The following is a 16366-nucleotide window of genomic DNA, read 5'->3' as shown; positions in this document are numbered from 1 at the left end:
GGGTCGACATTTTCCGGATGCCGGAAGTGTAGCGGGCACGTGGGCCGGAACCGCCTGGTCCGAGGCGGTTGCCGATTCCGACATGAGGATACTACTATCCGCAATACGGAATCAGAGAGAGGAAATGTCATGGCCGTCCCCAGCCCCGGCTACGCCATCACCGTGCGGGTGGACGCGCCCGCGTCGACCGGGGTGACCGGCGACCTGGTCGCCGCCGTCGCGTCCGCGGGCGGTTCGGTCACGGCCCTCGACGTCGCCGAGTCCCACGCCGACCGCCTCGTCGTCGACGTCACGTGCAACGCCTCCGACGCCGCGCACGCCGACCGGATCACCGAGGCCATCGACGCCGTGGCCGGCGTCTCGGTGCGCAAGGTCAGCGACCGCACCTTCCTCATGCACCTGGGCGGCAAGCTCGAGGTGGTGCCGAAGGTGCCGCTCAAGCACCGCGACGACCTCTCCCGCGCCTACACCCCGGGCGTCGCCCGGATCTGCCAGGCGATCGCCGCCAACCCCGCGGATGCGCGCCGGCTGACGATCAAGCGCAACACGGTCGCGGTCGTGACCGACGGCTCGGCGGTCCTCGGCCTCGGCAACCTCGGACCGGCCGCCGCCCTGCCCGTGATGGAGGGCAAGGCCGCCCTGTTCAAGCAGTTCGCCGGCGTCGACGCCTGGCCGGTCTGCCTCGACACCCAGGACACCGAGAAGATCATCGAGATCGTCAAGGCGATCGCGCCGGTCTACGGCGGCATCAACCTCGAGGACATCGCCGCCCCGCGCTGCTTCGAGATCGAGGCACGGCTGCGCGCCGAGCTCGACATCCCGGTCTTCCACGACGACCAGCACGGTACGGCGATCGTGGTGCTCGCCGCGCTCACGAACGCCCTGCGCGTGGTCGACAAGTCGCTCGCCGGCATCCGGATCGTCGTCAGCGGCGTGGGCGCCGCCGGGCACGCGATCATCCAGCTGCTGCTCGCGCAGGGCGCCACCGACGTGATCGCCTGCGACAGCAAGGGTGCCGTGCACGCCGCCCGGCCCGGCCTCGACCCGGCCCGGGCCTGGATCGCCGAGCACACCAACGCCGACGGGTTCGACGGCAGCCTGCAGAAGGCGCTCGCCGGCGCCGACGTCTTCATCGGCGTCTCCGCGCCCGACCTCCTCGACGGCGACGACGTCGCCACCATGGCGCCCGGCGCGATCGTGTTCGCGCTCGCGAACCCCGACCCCGAGGTCGACCCGGTGGCGGCGGGCCAGCACGCCGCGGTGGTCGCCACCGGTCGCTCCGACTTCCCCAACCAGATCAACAACGTGCTCGCGTTCCCCGGCTTCTTCCGCGGGATGCTCGACGCGGGCGCCCACGAGATCACCGAGGACGTCATGCTCGCCGCCGCCGGGGCGATCGCCGACGCGGTCGCGCCCTCCGAGCTCAACGCCAGCTACATCGTCCCGTCGGTGTTCGACCCGGAGGTTGCGACGGCGGTCGCCGCCGCCGTACGGGACGCGGCCGGTGCGCACGCGCCGTCCCCCGTCGCAGACTGACAACGACAACCGACCCAGCGTCGACCCAGACCCGACCCAGAGAGGCAGCAACCAGATGGACATCACCGTGACCGGGGAGCAGGTCGAGGGAGGCGAGCGGATCCTCACGCCGGAGGCGCTCGCGTTCGTGGCGGACCTCCAGCGCGAGTTCGGCGGCCGTCGCGACGAGCTGCTCGCCGCGCGTCGCCGTCGGCGCGAGGAGGTCGGCCGCACGGGCCGGCTGGACTTCCTGCCCGAGACCGCCGCCGTGCGCGACGCCGAGTGGTCGGTGGCTCCGGCGCCGGCCGACCTCGTCGACCGCCGGGTCGAGATCACCGGCCCCACCGACCGGAAGATGACCATCAACGCGCTCAACTCCGGGGCCCGGGTGTGGCTGGCCGACATGGAGGACGCCAGCACCCCGCACTGGGAGAACGTCGTGGGTGGCCAGGTGAACCTGTACGACGCCGTCCGGCGCACCATCACCCTCGACGGCCCCGGCGGAAAGGCCTACCGGCTCCGCGAGGACCAGCGCCTCGCCACCATCGTGATGCGCCCGCGCGGCTGGCACTTCGACGAGCAGCACCTGCAGGTCGACGGGGCGCCCGTCGTCGGAGCCCTGGTCGACTTCGGCCTCTACTTCTTCCACAACGCCCAGGAGCTGATCGCCCGCGGCAGCGGGCCGTACTTCTACCTCCCCAAGACCGAGAGCCACCTCGAGGCCCGGCTGTGGAACGACATCTTCACCTTCGCCCAGGAGCGGCTCGGCATCCCGCACGGCACCGTGCGGGCGACGGTCCTCATCGAGACCATCCCGGCCGCCTTCGAGATGGAGGAGATCCTCTACGAGCTCCGCGACCACGCCTCCGGGTTGAACGCCGGCCGCTGGGACTACCTGTTCAGCATCATCAAGTACTTCCGCGACTCCGGCGCCGAGTTCGTGCTGCCCGACCGCGGTGACGTGACGATGGCGGCACCCTTCATGCGCGCCTACGCTCAGCTGCTCGTGAAGACCTGCCACAAGCGGGGCGCGTTCGCGATCGGCGGCATGGCGGCGTTCATCCCGAACCGCCGTGACGAGGCGGTCAACACCCGTGCCTTCGCGAAGGTCCGCGAGGACAAGCAGCGCGAGGCCAACGACGGCTTCGACGGCTCGTGGGTCGCGCACCCGGACCTCGTGCCCGTCTGTCGCGAGATCTTCGACGCGGTCCTCGGCGACACGCCCAACCAGATCACCCGCCAGCGCGACGACGTCGACGTCACCGCGGCCGACCTGCTCGACCTCGCCTCCACGCCCGGCGCCGTCACCCGCGAGGGCCTGCGCAGCAACGTCGAGGTCGCGCTGCTCTACCTGGAGGCGTGGCTGCGCGGCAACGGCGCGGTCGGCATCCACAACCTGATGGAGGACGCCGCCACCGCCGAGATCTCGCGTTCGCAGATCTGGCAGTGGGTGCACAACCAGACCAAGCTCGAGGACGGTACGCCGGTCACCGCCGACCTGGTCCGCACGGTCCTCGACGAGGAGCTGGCCCGGATCCTCGCCGCCCAGGACGACCCGCAGGCCCGGTTCGCCGACGCCCGCCGGCTCTTCGAGCAGGTCGCGCTCGCCGACGACTTCGCGGACTTCCTCACCCTGCCCGCCTACGAGCTGGTGGCGGCCTCGTGAGCGCCACTACCGATCGGCTCGCGGGTCTGGTCGCCGACCTGGACCGCCGGCTCGCCGCGGCCGACGCGGCGCTCGCCGCCGGCTACCCGGGCGACCGCGGCGTGCGTCAGCCGGTGCACACCGTCTACGTCCCCGCCGACCGGTTCGACCAGGACACCGTGGCGTCGTGGGGCGCGACCGCGCTCCAGGTCCTCGACGAGCACGCCGGCACGACCGCCGCACTCGCGGAGGTCTTCGACCTCGCCCCGGCCCTTGCCGCGGTCGTCGAGGAGCGCGTACGCCGCAAGCTGGCGGCCGAGCCGATCGAGGACCTGCGCGTGGACTTCGAGGACGGGTACGGCGTGCGACCCGACGCCGACGAGGACGAGGCCGCCGGTGCGGCGGTCGCCGCGCTGGCCGCGGTCGTGGCGGCGGGTCGCGCACCGGCGTACCACGGCGTGCGGGTGAAGTGCCTCGAGGCGCCGCTCCGGGCCCGCTCGGTGCGGACCCTCGACCTCGTCGTCGGCGGGCTCGCCGCGGCCGCCGCCCTCGGTCCGGGTTTCGTGATCACGCTCCCGAAGGTCACCTCGGTCGACCAGGTCGAGGCGATGGTCGTGGTCCTGGAGGCGCTCGAGGCCGAGCACGGTCTCGCGCCCGGCACGCTGCGCTTCGAGATCCAGGTGGAGACGCCGCAGTCGATCCTCGGCTCCGACGGCTCGGCCCTGGTCGCGCGGATGATCCATGCCGCAGCGGGTCGGTGCACCGGCCTGCACTACGGCACCTACGACTACTCCGCATCCCTCGGCGTCTCGGCCCAGCACCAGAGCATGGAGCACCCGGTCGCCGACCACGCCAAGGCGGTCATGCAGGTGGCGGCCGCGGGCACCGGTGTCTTCGTGTCCGACGGCTCCACCAACATCATCCCGGTCGGCGACCAGGAGGCGGTGCTCGCCGCGTGGCGGCTGCACGCCCGCCTGGTGCGCCGCTCGCTCGCCCAGGGCATCTACCAGGGCTGGGACCTCCACCCCGCCCAGCTGCCGAGTCGGTACGTCGCGACGTACGCCTTCTTCCGCCAGGGGCTCGAGCAGGCGGCGGCCCGGCTGCGCGCCTACGTGCACGGCGGCCAGTCCGGCTTCCTGGACGAGCCCGCCACCGCTGCGGCGCTCGCCGGCTTCGTGCTGCGTGGCGTCGAGTGCGGCGCGGTCGACCTCGCCGAGGTCGACGAGCTCATCGGCGTCGACCTGGAGGGCCTTGCCCGCCTCGCCCGCCGCCCTCCGGCCGTCGGTGGTTGAGTAGCCGACGAGCGCCAGCGAGGAGGCGTATCGAAACCACCGAGCTCACGTCGGTGGTTTCGATACGCGCTCGCTCGTTCCTCGCTCGCGCTAATCAACCAACGACAGATCGTTAGCCTCGGGTCCATGCGACTGGACGCCGAGTTCACCACCGAGCCCTTCCGCGGTGAGGACGAGCCTCCGGCGCACGCGACGGCCGCGCTGGAGGCCGCGCGTGCGGCCGGGCTCGACTGCGTCTTCGGCCCGCTGGGCACCTCGGTCAGCGGTGACCGCACGGCGCTGCTGGCGGCCCTGGCCGGCATCGTGGATGCCGCGCTGGAGCACGGCGCCGACCGGGTGACGCTGCAGGTCCAGGTCGAGGGCCACGTGCCGCCGGCGCCGGCCACGGCCGGTCTCGAGGGACTGCTGGCCCAGGTCGCCGCCGAGCTCGGCGGCGACCTCCGTGCGCTGCCGCGCGCCCAGAAGCAGCAGGCCGTCCGGCTGCTGGAGGAGCGCGGCGCGTTCGACTACCGCAAGTCCCCGGAGGTCGTCGCGGAGGCGCTCGGGGTCACCCGGTTCACCGTCTACAACTACCTGAACCGTGAGCGCGGCTGAGGCATCCGAAACTTTTTCAACAAACTGTTGACGTGACCTGGAACACATGACACGCTCTTCGTCATCCGGAACATTCCTTCCGCATGGCGAAAGAGGGAGAGCATGGGTCTCGACCACGTCAACACCGCTCCGGCGGCGGAGCTCCTGCCGGCGCTGCTCGCCTGCTGCGACGTACCGCGCTGGGCGGAGGCGATCCTCGCCGGGCGTCCGTACGCCGATCCGGCGGACGCCGTCGCCGTCGCCGACCGCGCCGCCCGTTCCTTCACGCCCGCCGAGGTCGAACGCGCCCTGGCGGCCCACCCGCGGATCGGCGAGCGCGCCCAGGGTGCCCACGCCGAGGCCGCCTGGTCGCGCCAGGAGCAGTCCGGCGTCGCGACGACCACCGACGTCCAGCAGGCGCTCGCCGACGGCAACCGTGCCTACGAGGAGCGCTTCGGTCGCGTCTTCCTGATCTGCGCCACCGGCCTCGGCGCCGACGAGGTGCTCGCCAACCTCCGCGCCCGGTTGGAGCATGACCCTGAGACCGAGGCTGGCATCGTCGCCGGGGAGCTGCGCAAGATCGCGCTGCTCCGCCTCGACCGGGTCCTGACCAGCGAGGAGCAGCCTGCATGAGCGCCATCACCACCCACGTCCTCGACACCGCGCTGGGGCGTCCCGCCGCCGGCGTACCGGTCCGGCTCAGCCGGATCGCCCCCGACCAGACCGTTCTCGCCGAAGCCAACACGGACGACGACGGCCGGGTGACCGATCTCGGGCCGGACCAGGCCGAGCCGGGCACCTACCAGCTCCGGTTCGACATCGCCGCCTACTGCGCGGCGACCGGCCAGAGCTGCTTCTTCCCCGAGGTCACCCTCACCTTCGCGGTGACCGACGCGCGGCACCACCACGTGCCGCTCCTGCTGAGCCCGTTCGCCTACTCCACCTATCGAGGGAGCTGACCATGTCCATCCGCCTCGGACCCAACCAGTACGGCAAGGCCGAGAACCGTGTCGTCCGCATCTACCGCGACACGCCTCGCCACCAGATCCGCGACCTGAACGTCTCCACGTCCCTGCGCGGCCGCTTCGAGGCCGCCCACACGACGGGCGACCAGGCCGACGTCCTGCCCACCGACACCCAGAAGAACACCGTCTTCGCCTTCGCCAAGAAGATCGGGGTCGCCTCCATCGAGGAGTTCGCCCTCGCCCTCGCCGACCGCTACCTGGAGGCGGCGCCCGCCGCCGACGGCGCGCGGGTCGAGGTCGAGGAGTACGCCTGGGACCGCATCGAGGTCGACGGCACCGGCCACGACCACTCCTTCGTCCGCTCCGGTGGCGGCGTGCGCACTACGGTCGTCAACGTCGACGGCCGGGGCGAGGACCGGGTCGCCCACGTCGTCTCCGGCATCAAGGACCTCGTCGTGCTGAAGTCCACCGGGTCGGAGTTCCACGGCTTCCTCAAGGACGAGTACACGACCCTGCAGGAGACCGACGACCGGATCCTCGCCACGTCGCTGGTCGCGCGCTGGCGCTACCAGGGCACCGACGTCGACTGGGACAAGTCCTACGACTCCATCCGCGCCCTGCTGCTGCAGCGCTTCGCCGAGATCCACAGCCTCGCCCTGCAGCAGACCCTGCACGGCATGGGCACGGCGGTGCTCGAGCAGCACCCGGACGTCGCCGAGATCAAGTTCTCCGCGCCCAACAAGCACCACTTCCTCTCCGACCTCTCGCCGTTCGGGCTCGACAACCCCGGCGAGGTCTTCTTCGCGGCCGACCGGCCGTACGGCCTGATCGAGGCCTCCGTCGTACGCGACGACGCCGTGGATCCGGGCAACGCCTGGCACGCGACGCCGGGATTCTGCTGAGAGGGGGCGTCGTGCGTCTTCCACGCCGACAGCGCCGACAGCACGCCGGCGGCCACGAGGCCGCCGGCGCCCGCCCCGAGGACGAGAAGCTGCCCTTCCCGCAGCTCGCCGTCTACGGCACCCAGCACATCCTGACGATGTACGGCGGCCTCATCGCGCCGCCGCTCATCGTCGGCTCGGCCGCCGGCCTCTCGCCGGTCGACATGGGCCTGCTGGTCACGGCCGGCATCTTCATCAGCGGGCTCGCGACCCTGCTCCAGTCGCTCGGGCTCGGCCCGTTCGGCGCCCGGCTGCCCATCGTCCAGGGCATCTCCTTCGCGAGCGTCTCGACGATGGTCACCATCGCCAGCCACGACGGGATCCGGTCGGTGTTCGGCGCGATCCTGGTCGCGGGCGTGATCGGGGTCCTCATCTCGTCCTTCTTCGCCCAGCTGGTGCGCATCTTCCCGCCGGTGGTCACCGGCTCGATCATCACGATCATCGGGCTGTCGCTGCTACCGGTCGCGTTCGACTGGTCGCTGGGCGGGGTGGGCGCCTCCAGCTACGGCCTGCCGAGCAACATCGCCCTGGCGGGCATCACGCTCGGGGTCATCCTGCTCATCAGCCGGCTCTTCCAGGGCTTCGTGTCCCGGCTCTCGATCCTGATCGGCATGGTCGTCGGCACCCTCGTCGCGGTTCCCTGGGGCAAGGCCGACTTCTCCGCGGTGGGCACCGGCACCAAGGTGTCCTTCCCGCCGATCTTCTCGCTCGGCTCGCCCACCTTCCACGTGGGCGCGATCGTCGCGATGACGATCGTGATGCTCGTGATCATGACCGAGACGATGGCGGACCTGATCGCCATCGGCGAGGTCGTCGGCACCGACGTCGACAGCCGTCGCGTCGCCCGCGGACTGCGCGCCGACATGCTCTCGAGCACCGTCGCGCCGGTCTTCGGCGCCTTCCCGGCCAGCGCCTTCGCGCAGAACGTCGGCCTGGTCGCGATCACCGGCATCAAGTCACGCTTCACCGTGGCGGTTGGCGGCGGCGTACTCGTCCTGCTCGGGCTGGTACCCGTCTTCGGCAGGGTCGTCGCGGCGATCCCCGCGCCGGTCCTGGGCGGTGCCGGCATGGTCCTGTTCGGGTCGGTCGCGGCGAGCGGTATCCGCACGCTCTCGCGGGTGGAGTACGCCGACAACCTCAACCTGGTCATCGTCGCAGTCACCCTCGGCATGGGCCTGATGCCGATCGCGCGGCCGATGTTCTGGGACCAGTTCCCCTCCAGCGTGCAGGTCGTGCTCGACTCCGGGATCAGCGCGGCCGCGATGACAGCCGTCGTGCTGAACCTCTTCTTCAACCACTGGAAGGCGTTCCAGCGCGACAAGCCGTCGGTCTTCGCCGCGGCTCCCGACGAGCGGGGCCGGCCTCTGCGCGTCACCGGCTGACCCCACCCACCCTCCGCGAGTTGCCAGTTGTGGTCGACCGAAACCCGGGTTTCGGTCGACCACAACTGGCAACTCGCGGAGGGGGAGGCTCAGCGGGCCAGCTCGAGGTCGTCCGAGGACGTTGCGATCGGGCGGCCGTCCACCCAGACCCCGGCGACGTCGGCGGGCGTGCCGAGCGCGAACGCCCGGGCCAGGGCCTGCTCGCCGTCGACCGCGTGCTCGAGACCTGCGGCGAGCGGGGTGCCGGCGGCCGGCCGCAGCCAGACCGCGTCGAAGCGCCGGCCCACCGAGAAGTCGCCCACCTCGTCCAGGCCCAGGGCGGCGGCCCCGGCCGAGGTCGCCAGGTGCAGCAGGTGGGCCGGGCCGAGCGGGTGGCCGTCCGGTCCGAGGAGCTGCTGCACGAAGTACGCCTGCAGCCCCTCCTTGAGCAGCGAGAAGCCGGTGCCGGCGCCGACGTCCGACCCCAGCGCCACCGGTACGCCGTGGGCCAGGTGCCGCGCGAGCGGGAACAGCCCGCTGCCGAGGGCGGCGTTGCTGGTCGGGCAGTGCGCGACGGAGGTACGCCGGGCCGCGAGCAGCTCCAGCTCGGGGTCGGTCGGGTGCACGTCGTGGGCGAGCACGCTGTGCGGGCCGCACAGCCCGTGCCGGTCGTAGGACCCGACGTAGTGCGTGCCGCAGAGCCGGCCCACCTCCTCGATCTCGCGCGGGTTCTCGTTGACGTGCGAGGTGAACAGCGCACCCGGCACCTCCGCCACCACCGCACCGCACGCGGCGAGCAGCTCGTCGGTGCAGGAGAGGGCGAAGCGCGGGGTCACGGCGTACCGGTTGTGCCCGACGCCGTGCCAGCGGTCGGCCAGGGTGAGCGACTCCTCGTGGGCGCGGGCCGGGGTGGTGAGCAGGTCCTCGCGGAGCCCGCGGTCGCTCACGACCAGGCCGCTGGTGATCCGCAGCCCGGACCGCGACGCCTCCTGGAACAGCAGGTCGACCGCCGAGGCGTAGTGCGCGCCGAAGACCAGCGCGCTCGTGGTGCCGGCGGAGGCGAGCCCGCGGACGAACTCGGCGGCCACCGCCCCGGCGTACGCCGCCTCGTGCATGCGCGCCTCCTCGGGGAGGGCGCAGCGGTCGAGCCAGTCGAGCAGCGGCATGCCGAGCCCACCGATGACCCGCACCTGCGGGAAGTGCACGTGCGTGTCGACGAAGCCCGGCAGCACCAGGCCCTCGCCGAGGTCGACGACCTCCTCGTCGGGGTGGCTGCGCCGCAGCGCGGCGTACGAGCCGCGCTCGGTGACGACCCCGTCGCGGACCAGGAGCCCGGCGTCGGGGGCCACCCGCAGCGTGCCGCCGTGGAACGGGTCGGTCGGGGTGTCGAGGAAGGTGCCTCGGAAGAGCGTCATGCGGTGACCTCGGGTCGTCGGGCGGCGGTCGGTCGTTCGGCGGCGAACAGCTGCAGCAGCTGGGCAGCCACCCCGACGGCGATCGTGGCGGGCTCCTTGCCGGTGAGCCCGGGAAGCCCGATGGGCGTGGTGATCCGGGCGATGGTCGCGGGGGAGTGGCCCTGCTCGGCGAGCTGCTTGCGGAAGCGCGTCCACTTGGCCGACGAGCCGATCAGGCCGATGCTCGCGGCGCGTCCGTCGCGCAGGGCGGCGTCGCACAGGGCGATGTCCTCGGCGTGGTCGTGGGTCATCACCAGCAGGTGGCTGCCGGCCGGCAGCTCGCCGATGACGAGCTCGGGCAGCACCGGCACCTGGTGCACGTGCACGCTCGCCACCGCGTCGTCGAGACACGCGAGCACCTCCGGCGTCAGCTGCTCGGCCCGCGAGTCGACCAGGTGCAGCTCGAGGTCGTGCCGGGCGAGGATCCGGGCGAGCTCGAGCCCGACGTGACCGGCGCCGAAGATCGCGACGGCGGGTACGACGGGCAGCGGCTCGAGCAGCAGGGTGACCTCGCCGCCACAGCACTGCACGCCGTGCTGGTACGGCGCCTTGTCGGACAGCGCCATCTCGAAGGTGACCGGCTCCGTGGCGCCGTCGGCGAGCATCTGCCGCATCCGCTCGACCGCCACGGCCTCGAGGTTGCCTCCGCCGACCGTCCCCCAGGCGCGTTCGGCGGAGACCACCATCTTCGCCCCCGCCTCGCGGGGGGCGTGGCCGCGCACGGCGGTCACGGTGCACAGCACACCCGCGGTGCGCTGCTCGCGCAGGCGGCGGGCGGCGTCCAGCCAGGTGGTCACGACCGGACCTCCTCGGGCTCGCGCGCCGGCACCTCGGCAGGTACGGCGGAGCGGGCGGCCTCGAGCGCCCAGTAGACCGCCTCCGGCGTGGCCGGTGAGGCCAGGTCGACGCTGGTGCCGGGAGGGCCGAAGGCCGCCGCGGCCTCGCGCAGCGCCTCGCGCACCGAGAAGGCCAGCATCAGCGGCGGCTCGCCCACCGCCTTCGAGCCGTAGACGGCGCCGTCCTCGTGCGCCTTCTCCAGCAGGGACACGTTGAAGACGCCGGGCATCTCGGAGAGGCTGGGCAGCTTGTAGGTGCTCGCCGACTGGGTCGCCAGCCGGCCGCGACGCGGGCCGTCGCCCTCGTCCCAGCGCAGGTCCTCCAGCGTCAGCCAGCCGGCGCCCTGGACGAAGCCGCCCTCGATCTGGCCGATGTCGACGAGTGGGCTCAGGCTGTCGCCGACGTCGTGGACGATGTCGACCCGGCGTACCTCGTAGGCACCGGTGAATCCGTCGACCTCGACCTCGGTCGCGGCGACGCCGTACGCGAAGTACTTGAACGGCTCGCCGCGCATCGCGGCGGCGTCCCAGTGCAGGCCCTCGGTCTTGTAGAAACCGGCGGCCCACAGCTGGATCCGCTGGAAGTACGCCGCGTTGACCAGCTCCTCCCAGGACATCGCCGACCCACCCTCGACCTCCGCGAGCCGTGCGGTGATCTGCTCGCAGGCGTTCTTGATCGCTGCGCCGTTGAGGTCGGCGCCGGAGCTCGCGGCGGTGGCCGAGGTGTTCGGCACCTTGTCGGTGCGGGTGGGCGCGAGCCGCACCCGCTCGATCGGTACGCCGAGGGCGGTGGCGGCCACCTGCAGCATCTTGGTGTGCAGGCCCTGCCCCATCTCGGTGCCGCCGTGGTTGATGAGCACCGAGCCGTCCTTGTAGACGTGCACCAGGGCACCCGCCTGGTTGAAGGCGGTCAGGTTGAACGAGATGCCGAACTTGACCGGCGTCATCCCGAGACCCCGCTTGCGGTGTGGATGCGCAGCGTTGAATGCGGCGATCTCCGCGACCCGTCGCTCCACCTGACCGGAGGTGAGCACGCCGCTCCAGCAGGCCTCGAGCCGCTCGGCGTGCCGGACCGGCTGTCCGTACGGCGTGGTGTCGCGGTCGCGGTAGAAGTTGCGCCGGCGCAGCTCGCGCGGGTCGACGCCGAGCAGCGGCGCGCACCGGCCGAGGACGTCCTCGATCACGAGCATCCCCTGCGGCCCGCCGAATCCGCGGAACGCGGTCTGCGAGGTCTTGTTGGTGCGCGCGATCCGCCCGTGGACCCGCAGGTTCGGGATCCAGTAGGCGTTGTCGATGTGGCACAGGGCCCGGGCGAGCACGGGCTCGGACAGGTCCAGGCTCCAGCCGCCGTCGGCGGTCAGCGTGGCCGCGAGAGCGACGAGGTGGCCGTCGGCGTCGAAGCCGACCTTCCACGTCGACGCGAAGCCGTGCCGCTTCCCGGACATGGTGATGTCCTGGGTGCGGTTCAGCCGCAGCCGCACCGGGCGGCCGGTGAGCCGCGCGCCGAGGGCCGCGATCGCGGCGTACCCGTGCGGCTGCATCTCCTTGCCGCCGAACGCGCCCCCCATCCGCAGGCACTGCACCGTCACCTCGTGGCTGGCCAGCCCGAGGACGTGCGCGACGATCTCCTGCGTCTCCGACGGGTGCTGGGTGCTGCTCTGCACGAACAGCTGGCCGGCCTCGTCGACCAGCGCCAGCGCGGCGTGCGTCTCCAGGTAGAAGTGCTCCTGCCCGGCGAAGTCGAAGTCGCCCTCGAACACGTGCGCCGCCGTGGCGAACGCCGCGTCGACGTCACCGCGCTCGAGTCGCCGGGGCGTGCCCTGGAAGCTGCCGGCCGCGATGGCCTCGTGGACGGTGACGAGCGCCGGCAGCTGCTCGTACTGCACGACGACCGCCTCGGCCCCGAGCCGTGCCGCCTCGAGCGTCTCGCCGAGCACCCAGCACACGGCGTGCCCGTGGAACATCACCTCGGTGGGGAACAGCGGCTCGTCGTGCTTGATCCCGGCGTCGTTGACCCCGGGCACGTCCGCGGCGGTGAGCACCCGCACCACGCCCGGTACGGCGAGCGCGGGCTCGACCCGCAGCTCGCGGACCCGCGCGTGGGCGTGCGGCGCCTGGACCGGCCACGCGTGCAGCACGTCGCGGGTGCGCACCACCAGGTCGTCGGTGTAGAGCGCGGCGCCGGTCACGTGCAGGGCCGCGCTCTCGTGGTTCAGCGACAGCCCGACGGTCGGGTTCTCGGGCCGCTGGGACAGGGCACTCATGCCGGCACCTCCTGCTGCTCGGGGTGGTCGGTGCTCTCGGCGTACAGGCGCAGCAGGGACTGGCCCAGCATCGCCGAGCGGTACGACGCGCTCGCGCGGTGGTCGTCCATCGGGGTGCCCTCCGTGGCCATCACGGCGGCGGCGGCTCGCACCGTGGCCTCGGTCCACGGGCGGCCGATCAGGGCGTCCTCGGTGACGGTGGCCCGCAACGGCGTGGCGGCCACTCCGCCGAGGCCGATCCGGGCCCGGCGCACGACGCCGTCGACGACGTCGATCGCGTAGCCCACGGCGACGCTGGAGATGTCGTCGAAGCGGCGTTTCGCGATCTTGTGGAACGCCGAGATCCGCGCCAGCGGCAGCGGCACGACCACCGCGCGGATCAGCTCGTCGGGCTCCTTCACGGTGGTGCGGTACCCCGTGAAGTAGTCCGCCAGCGGCACCTCCCGGTCGCCACGCAGCGAGGTGAGCACGACCCGCGCGTCCAGCGCGAGCAGGGCCGGCGGGGAGTCGCCGATGGGGGAGCCGGTGCCGAGGTTGCCGCCGAGGGTGGCGCCGTTGCGGATCAGCCGCGACGCGAACTGGGGGAACAGCGCCGACAGCAGCGGCACGCTGCCGTCCAGCCGGCGCTCGACCTCGGTCAGCGACAGGGCGGCCCCGATGCGGATCTCGTCGGCGGTGCGCTCGAGCTCGCGCAGCTCGGCCAGCCGGTCGATCGCGACCACCCGGCGGGCCCGGGCGCCACGCAGGTTGACCTCGACGCCCCAGTCGGTGGAGCCGGCGACGACCTGCGCGTCGGGGTCGTCGGCGAGCAGCGTGAGTGCCTCGGTCAGCGTCGCGGGACGCACGAACTCGGCACCGCCGAGCTCGAGCCGGGTCGGCCGCGGCTCCGGTGCAGGCGCCCCGCAGCGCCGGGCGAACACGTCGTCCTCGCCCGGCGTGCCGAGGGCGTACGCCGCGTCGCGGATCGGCCGGTAGCCGGTGCACCGGCACAGGTTGCCGCTGAGCGCGTGCAGGTCGAAGCCGTTCGGGCCGTGCTCGGCGTGGTCGGCTTCCTCGTCGCCGCCGCTCGACCCCCGGCCCGGCCGGTAGTACTCCGCCGCCATGCTGCACACGAACCCCGGCGTGCAGTAGCCGCACTGCGACCCGCCCCGCACCGCGAGCTCGGACTGCACCGGGTGCAGGTGCGCGCTGTCGCCGAGGCCCTCGGCGGTGACGACCTCCTGGCCGTCGAGCGCCGCCACCGGCACCAGGCAGGCGTTGATCGCGGTCCACTCGGTGGCGGCGTCGGTGCCCGGCCGGGCGACCAGGATCGAGCACGCACCGCACTCGCCCTCGGCACACCCCTCCTTGGCGCCGGTCAGGCCGCGCTCGCGCAGCCAGTCGAGCGCCGTGGTGTGCGGAGGTACGCCGGTCAGGTCGGCGGGGGCGCCGTTGACCTGGACCACGGGGCTGGTGGCGGTGGTCGGTGCGGTCGTCACGAGGTCACCTTCCTGCTGCGTGCGGTGTGGATCGGATTGGCCTCTGACAGGAAGTCGTCGAACCGGTGACCGGCGATCTTCGCGATCTCGATGAGGGCGGCCGCGTGCTCCTGCGTGGCGCAGTTGCCGAGCCGTTCGCGGCCCTGCTCGAGGATCCGGCCGAAGGAGTCGGCGTCGCGCACCGAGATCACCAGCGGGAACCCGAAGCGCTCGCGGTAGGCCTCGGTGACCGCGGCCAGCGCCTCCTGCTCGGTCTCGGCGAGGGTGGTGAGGCCCCGGGTGGACTGGTCGCGCAGCGACGCGGCACCGGTGAGGCCGTCGGCCACGGAGCCGAGCTGCGGGTAGGCCTCGATCAGCTCGCGCTGCCGCTCGGTCGACCCGGCGAACAGCGACTCCTGGAAGGCCCGGCGCAGCGCGTGGGTGTCGGCGAACGGCCGCTGGTCCCACGCACCCTCGACCATCCAGCGCGGGCCCTGGAACAGGCCGGCGAAGGTCTGCACGAACTCCTCGCGGCTCATCTGGTTGACCTGGTCGAGCCGCACCGCGTTGCCCGGCTGGCCGGCGACCGCGGGGCCGAAGTCGGTGCCGAGGTGGTGGAACACGACGTTCAGCACGATGGCGGTGATCGAGCCCAGGGTGATCCCGCTGCCGAAGATGATCCGCGCCCAGTGCGGCACCGCGTCGGCGACGCCCGGCTCGGCGGTGACGTACATGGCCAGGCCGACGCTGGTCGCCACGATCACCACGTTGCGGTGGTCGTGGAAGTCGACCTTGGTCAGGGTCTGAAAGCCCACGACCGCGACGGTGGCGAACATCGCCAGGGCGGCGCCGCCCAGCACCGGGGCGGGGATGCCCGCGACGACCGCTCCGGCCTTCGGCACGAGCCCGATCAGGACCATGAACAGGCCGGCCGTGGCGACGACGTACCGGCTCTTGACGCGGGTCAGCCGCACCAGGCCGACGTTCTCGGCGAAGCAGGTGTAGGGGAACGAGTTCAGGACACCGCCGATGGTCGTGGCGAGCCCGTCGGCCCGGAGCGCCCGGGCGATGTCCTCGCGGCCGACGCGCTTGTCGACGATCTCACCCGTGGCGAAGACGTCGCCGGTGGTCTCGACGGCGGTGATCATCATGACGACGACCATCGAGATGATCGCGGCCACGGAGAACTGCGGCCAGCCGAAGTAGAACGGCGTGGTCACGCCGGCCCACGAGGCGTCGCCGACCGAGCTGAAGTGCGCGTCGCCGAAGGCCCAGGCGACCAGGGTGCCGGCGACCAGGCCGACGAGGACGGCGATGGTGGCGAGGAAGCCCTTGAACACGCGCTGGATCACGACGATCAGCGCGAGCGTGCCGATCGCGTAGGCCATGTTGCGGCCGCTCCCCGGGTCCGAGGTGGGGCCGGCGCCACCGGTCGCGTCGGCGGCCGCGACGGGCAGCAGCGCCAGGCCGATGATGGTGATCACCGAGCCGGTGACGACCGGCGGGAAGAACTTGATGAGCCGGCTGAACCAGGGTGCGACGAGGAAGGTCGCGAGGCCCGCGACGATCACCGAGCCGTAGATGACGAGCAGGCCGTCGGTGCCGCCGCCCGCGGCCATCCCGATCGCGATCATCGGCGAGACGGCGGTGAAGGTGACGCCCTGCAGCAGCGGGAGGCGTACGCCGACCTTCCAGAACCCGACCGACTGGATGATCGAGGCGATGCCGCAGGTGAACAGGTCCGCGTTGATCAGGTGGATCAGCTGCGGCGTGCTCAGCCCGATCGCGCTCGCCAGCAGGATGGGCACGATGACCGCGCCGGCGTAGAACGCGAGCACGTGCTGCAGGCCGTAGACCGCGAGCTTCGGGATCGGCAGCACCTCGTCGACCGGGTGGCTCGGCCGGCGGCCGGTGGCGGGCGAGATCTTCTTCATCGCGGACCTTCCTCGGGGCTCACGGGTCGGGAGGTGACCCGGTTCACAGCATCCGTCCGTCGCCGGTCGCCCCGGCACCCTCCGAACCTCCGAAGATCACCGGCCATCGCCGCCCCCCTTCGTGTGATC

13 protein-coding genes are annotated in these 16366 nt (G+C 72.4%); 8 read left to right on the top strand and 5 right to left on the bottom strand.

Annotated elements, in window-relative coordinates:
• Nucleotides 1-129: 129 nt before the first annotated feature.
• The 8 genes from ACYVAQ_RS07475 (at nucleotide 130) to ACYVAQ_RS07440 (ending at nucleotide 8313) form a co-directional block, all read left to right on the top strand.
• The gene (locus ACYVAQ_RS07475; RefSeq protein ID WP_460787885.1) at nucleotides 130-1536 is read left to right on the top strand and encodes a malic enzyme-like NAD(P)-binding protein; all 1407 of its coding nucleotides are present in this window, start codon (nucleotides 130-132) and stop codon (nucleotides 1534-1536) included.
• 55 nt (nucleotides 1537-1591) lie between these two features.
• The gene (aceB, locus tag ACYVAQ_RS07470) at nucleotides 1592-3181 is read left to right on the top strand and encodes a malate synthase A (protein ID WP_460787884.1); all 1590 of its coding nucleotides are present in this window, start codon (nucleotides 1592-1594) and stop codon (nucleotides 3179-3181) included.
• Nucleotides 3178-4452 carry a DUF6986 family protein gene (locus tag ACYVAQ_RS07465; RefSeq protein WP_460787883.1) on the top strand — a complete coding sequence of 425 codons (1275 nt, stop codon included), beginning with the start codon at nucleotides 3178-3180 and terminating at the stop codon, nucleotides 4450-4452. The genes aceB and ACYVAQ_RS07465 overlap by 4 nt, the downstream gene beginning before the upstream one ends.
• 126 nt (nucleotides 4453-4578) lie before the next feature.
• Entirely contained in the window at nucleotides 4579-5046 is a 468-nt protein-coding gene (locus ACYVAQ_RS07460) for a helix-turn-helix domain-containing protein (RefSeq protein WP_460787882.1), read from the top strand.
• A gap of 102 nt (nucleotides 5047-5148) precedes the next feature.
• Nucleotides 5149-5658 carry a 2-oxo-4-hydroxy-4-carboxy-5-ureidoimidazoline decarboxylase gene (gene uraD / locus ACYVAQ_RS07455; protein WP_460787881.1) on the top strand — a complete coding sequence of 170 codons (510 nt, stop codon included), beginning with the start codon at nucleotides 5149-5151 and terminating at the stop codon, nucleotides 5656-5658.
• A complete protein-coding gene (uraH, locus tag ACYVAQ_RS07450) occupies nucleotides 5655-5984 on the top strand; it encodes a hydroxyisourate hydrolase (protein ID WP_460787880.1) in 330 nt (109 codons plus the stop codon). Before uraD (ACYVAQ_RS07455) ends, uraH begins: the two co-directional genes overlap by 4 nt.
• Nucleotides 5985-5986: 2 nt before the next feature.
• A complete protein-coding gene (gene pucL / locus ACYVAQ_RS07445) occupies nucleotides 5987-6892 on the top strand; it encodes a factor-independent urate hydroxylase (RefSeq protein WP_460787879.1) in 906 nt (301 codons plus the stop codon).
• An 11-nt stretch (nucleotides 6893-6903) separates the two neighbouring features.
• Nucleotides 6904-8313, top strand: coding sequence for a nucleobase:cation symporter-2 family protein (locus tag ACYVAQ_RS07440; protein WP_460787878.1), 1410 nt, complete (start codon nucleotides 6904-6906; stop codon nucleotides 8311-8313).
• A gap of 89 nt (nucleotides 8314-8402) precedes the next feature.
• Here ACYVAQ_RS07440 and ACYVAQ_RS07435 read toward each other — a convergent pair whose 3' ends face one another.
• Genes ACYVAQ_RS07435 through uraD (ACYVAQ_RS07415) form a run of 5 tightly spaced genes read right to left on the bottom strand, consistent with a single transcriptional unit; the run spans nucleotide 8403 to nucleotide 16237 of the window.
• Complete coding sequence (locus ACYVAQ_RS07435) at nucleotides 8403-9707, bottom strand: guanine deaminase (protein WP_460787877.1); 1305 nt, start codon at nucleotides 9705-9707, stop codon at nucleotides 8403-8405.
• Entirely contained in the window at nucleotides 9704-10543 is an 840-nt protein-coding gene (gene xdhC / locus ACYVAQ_RS07430; protein WP_460787876.1) for a xanthine dehydrogenase accessory protein XdhC, read from the bottom strand. Before xdhC ends, ACYVAQ_RS07435 begins: the two co-directional genes overlap by 4 nt.
• Nucleotides 10540-12846 (bottom strand): xanthine dehydrogenase molybdopterin binding subunit, encoded by a 2307-nt coding sequence (gene xdhB, locus ACYVAQ_RS07425; RefSeq protein ID WP_460787875.1) that lies wholly within the window; start codon nucleotides 12844-12846, stop codon nucleotides 10540-10542. Before xdhB ends, xdhC begins: the two co-directional genes overlap by 4 nt.
• A complete protein-coding gene (locus ACYVAQ_RS07420; protein ID WP_460787874.1) occupies nucleotides 12843-14324 on the bottom strand; it encodes a xanthine dehydrogenase small subunit in 1482 nt (493 codons plus the stop codon). Before ACYVAQ_RS07420 ends, xdhB begins: the two co-directional genes overlap by 4 nt.
• Nucleotides 14321-16237 (bottom strand): 2-oxo-4-hydroxy-4-carboxy-5-ureidoimidazoline decarboxylase, encoded by a 1917-nt coding sequence (gene uraD, locus ACYVAQ_RS07415; protein ID WP_460787873.1) that lies wholly within the window; start codon nucleotides 16235-16237, stop codon nucleotides 14321-14323. The genes ACYVAQ_RS07420 and uraD (ACYVAQ_RS07415) overlap by 4 nt, the downstream gene beginning before the upstream one ends.
• Nucleotides 16238-16366: the final 129 nt, after the last annotated feature.

Source organism: Nocardioides maradonensis, assembly GCF_054777115.1.
Note: the sequence above shows the minus strand (reverse complement) of the source record. Positions and strands in the feature narration are given on the sequence as shown.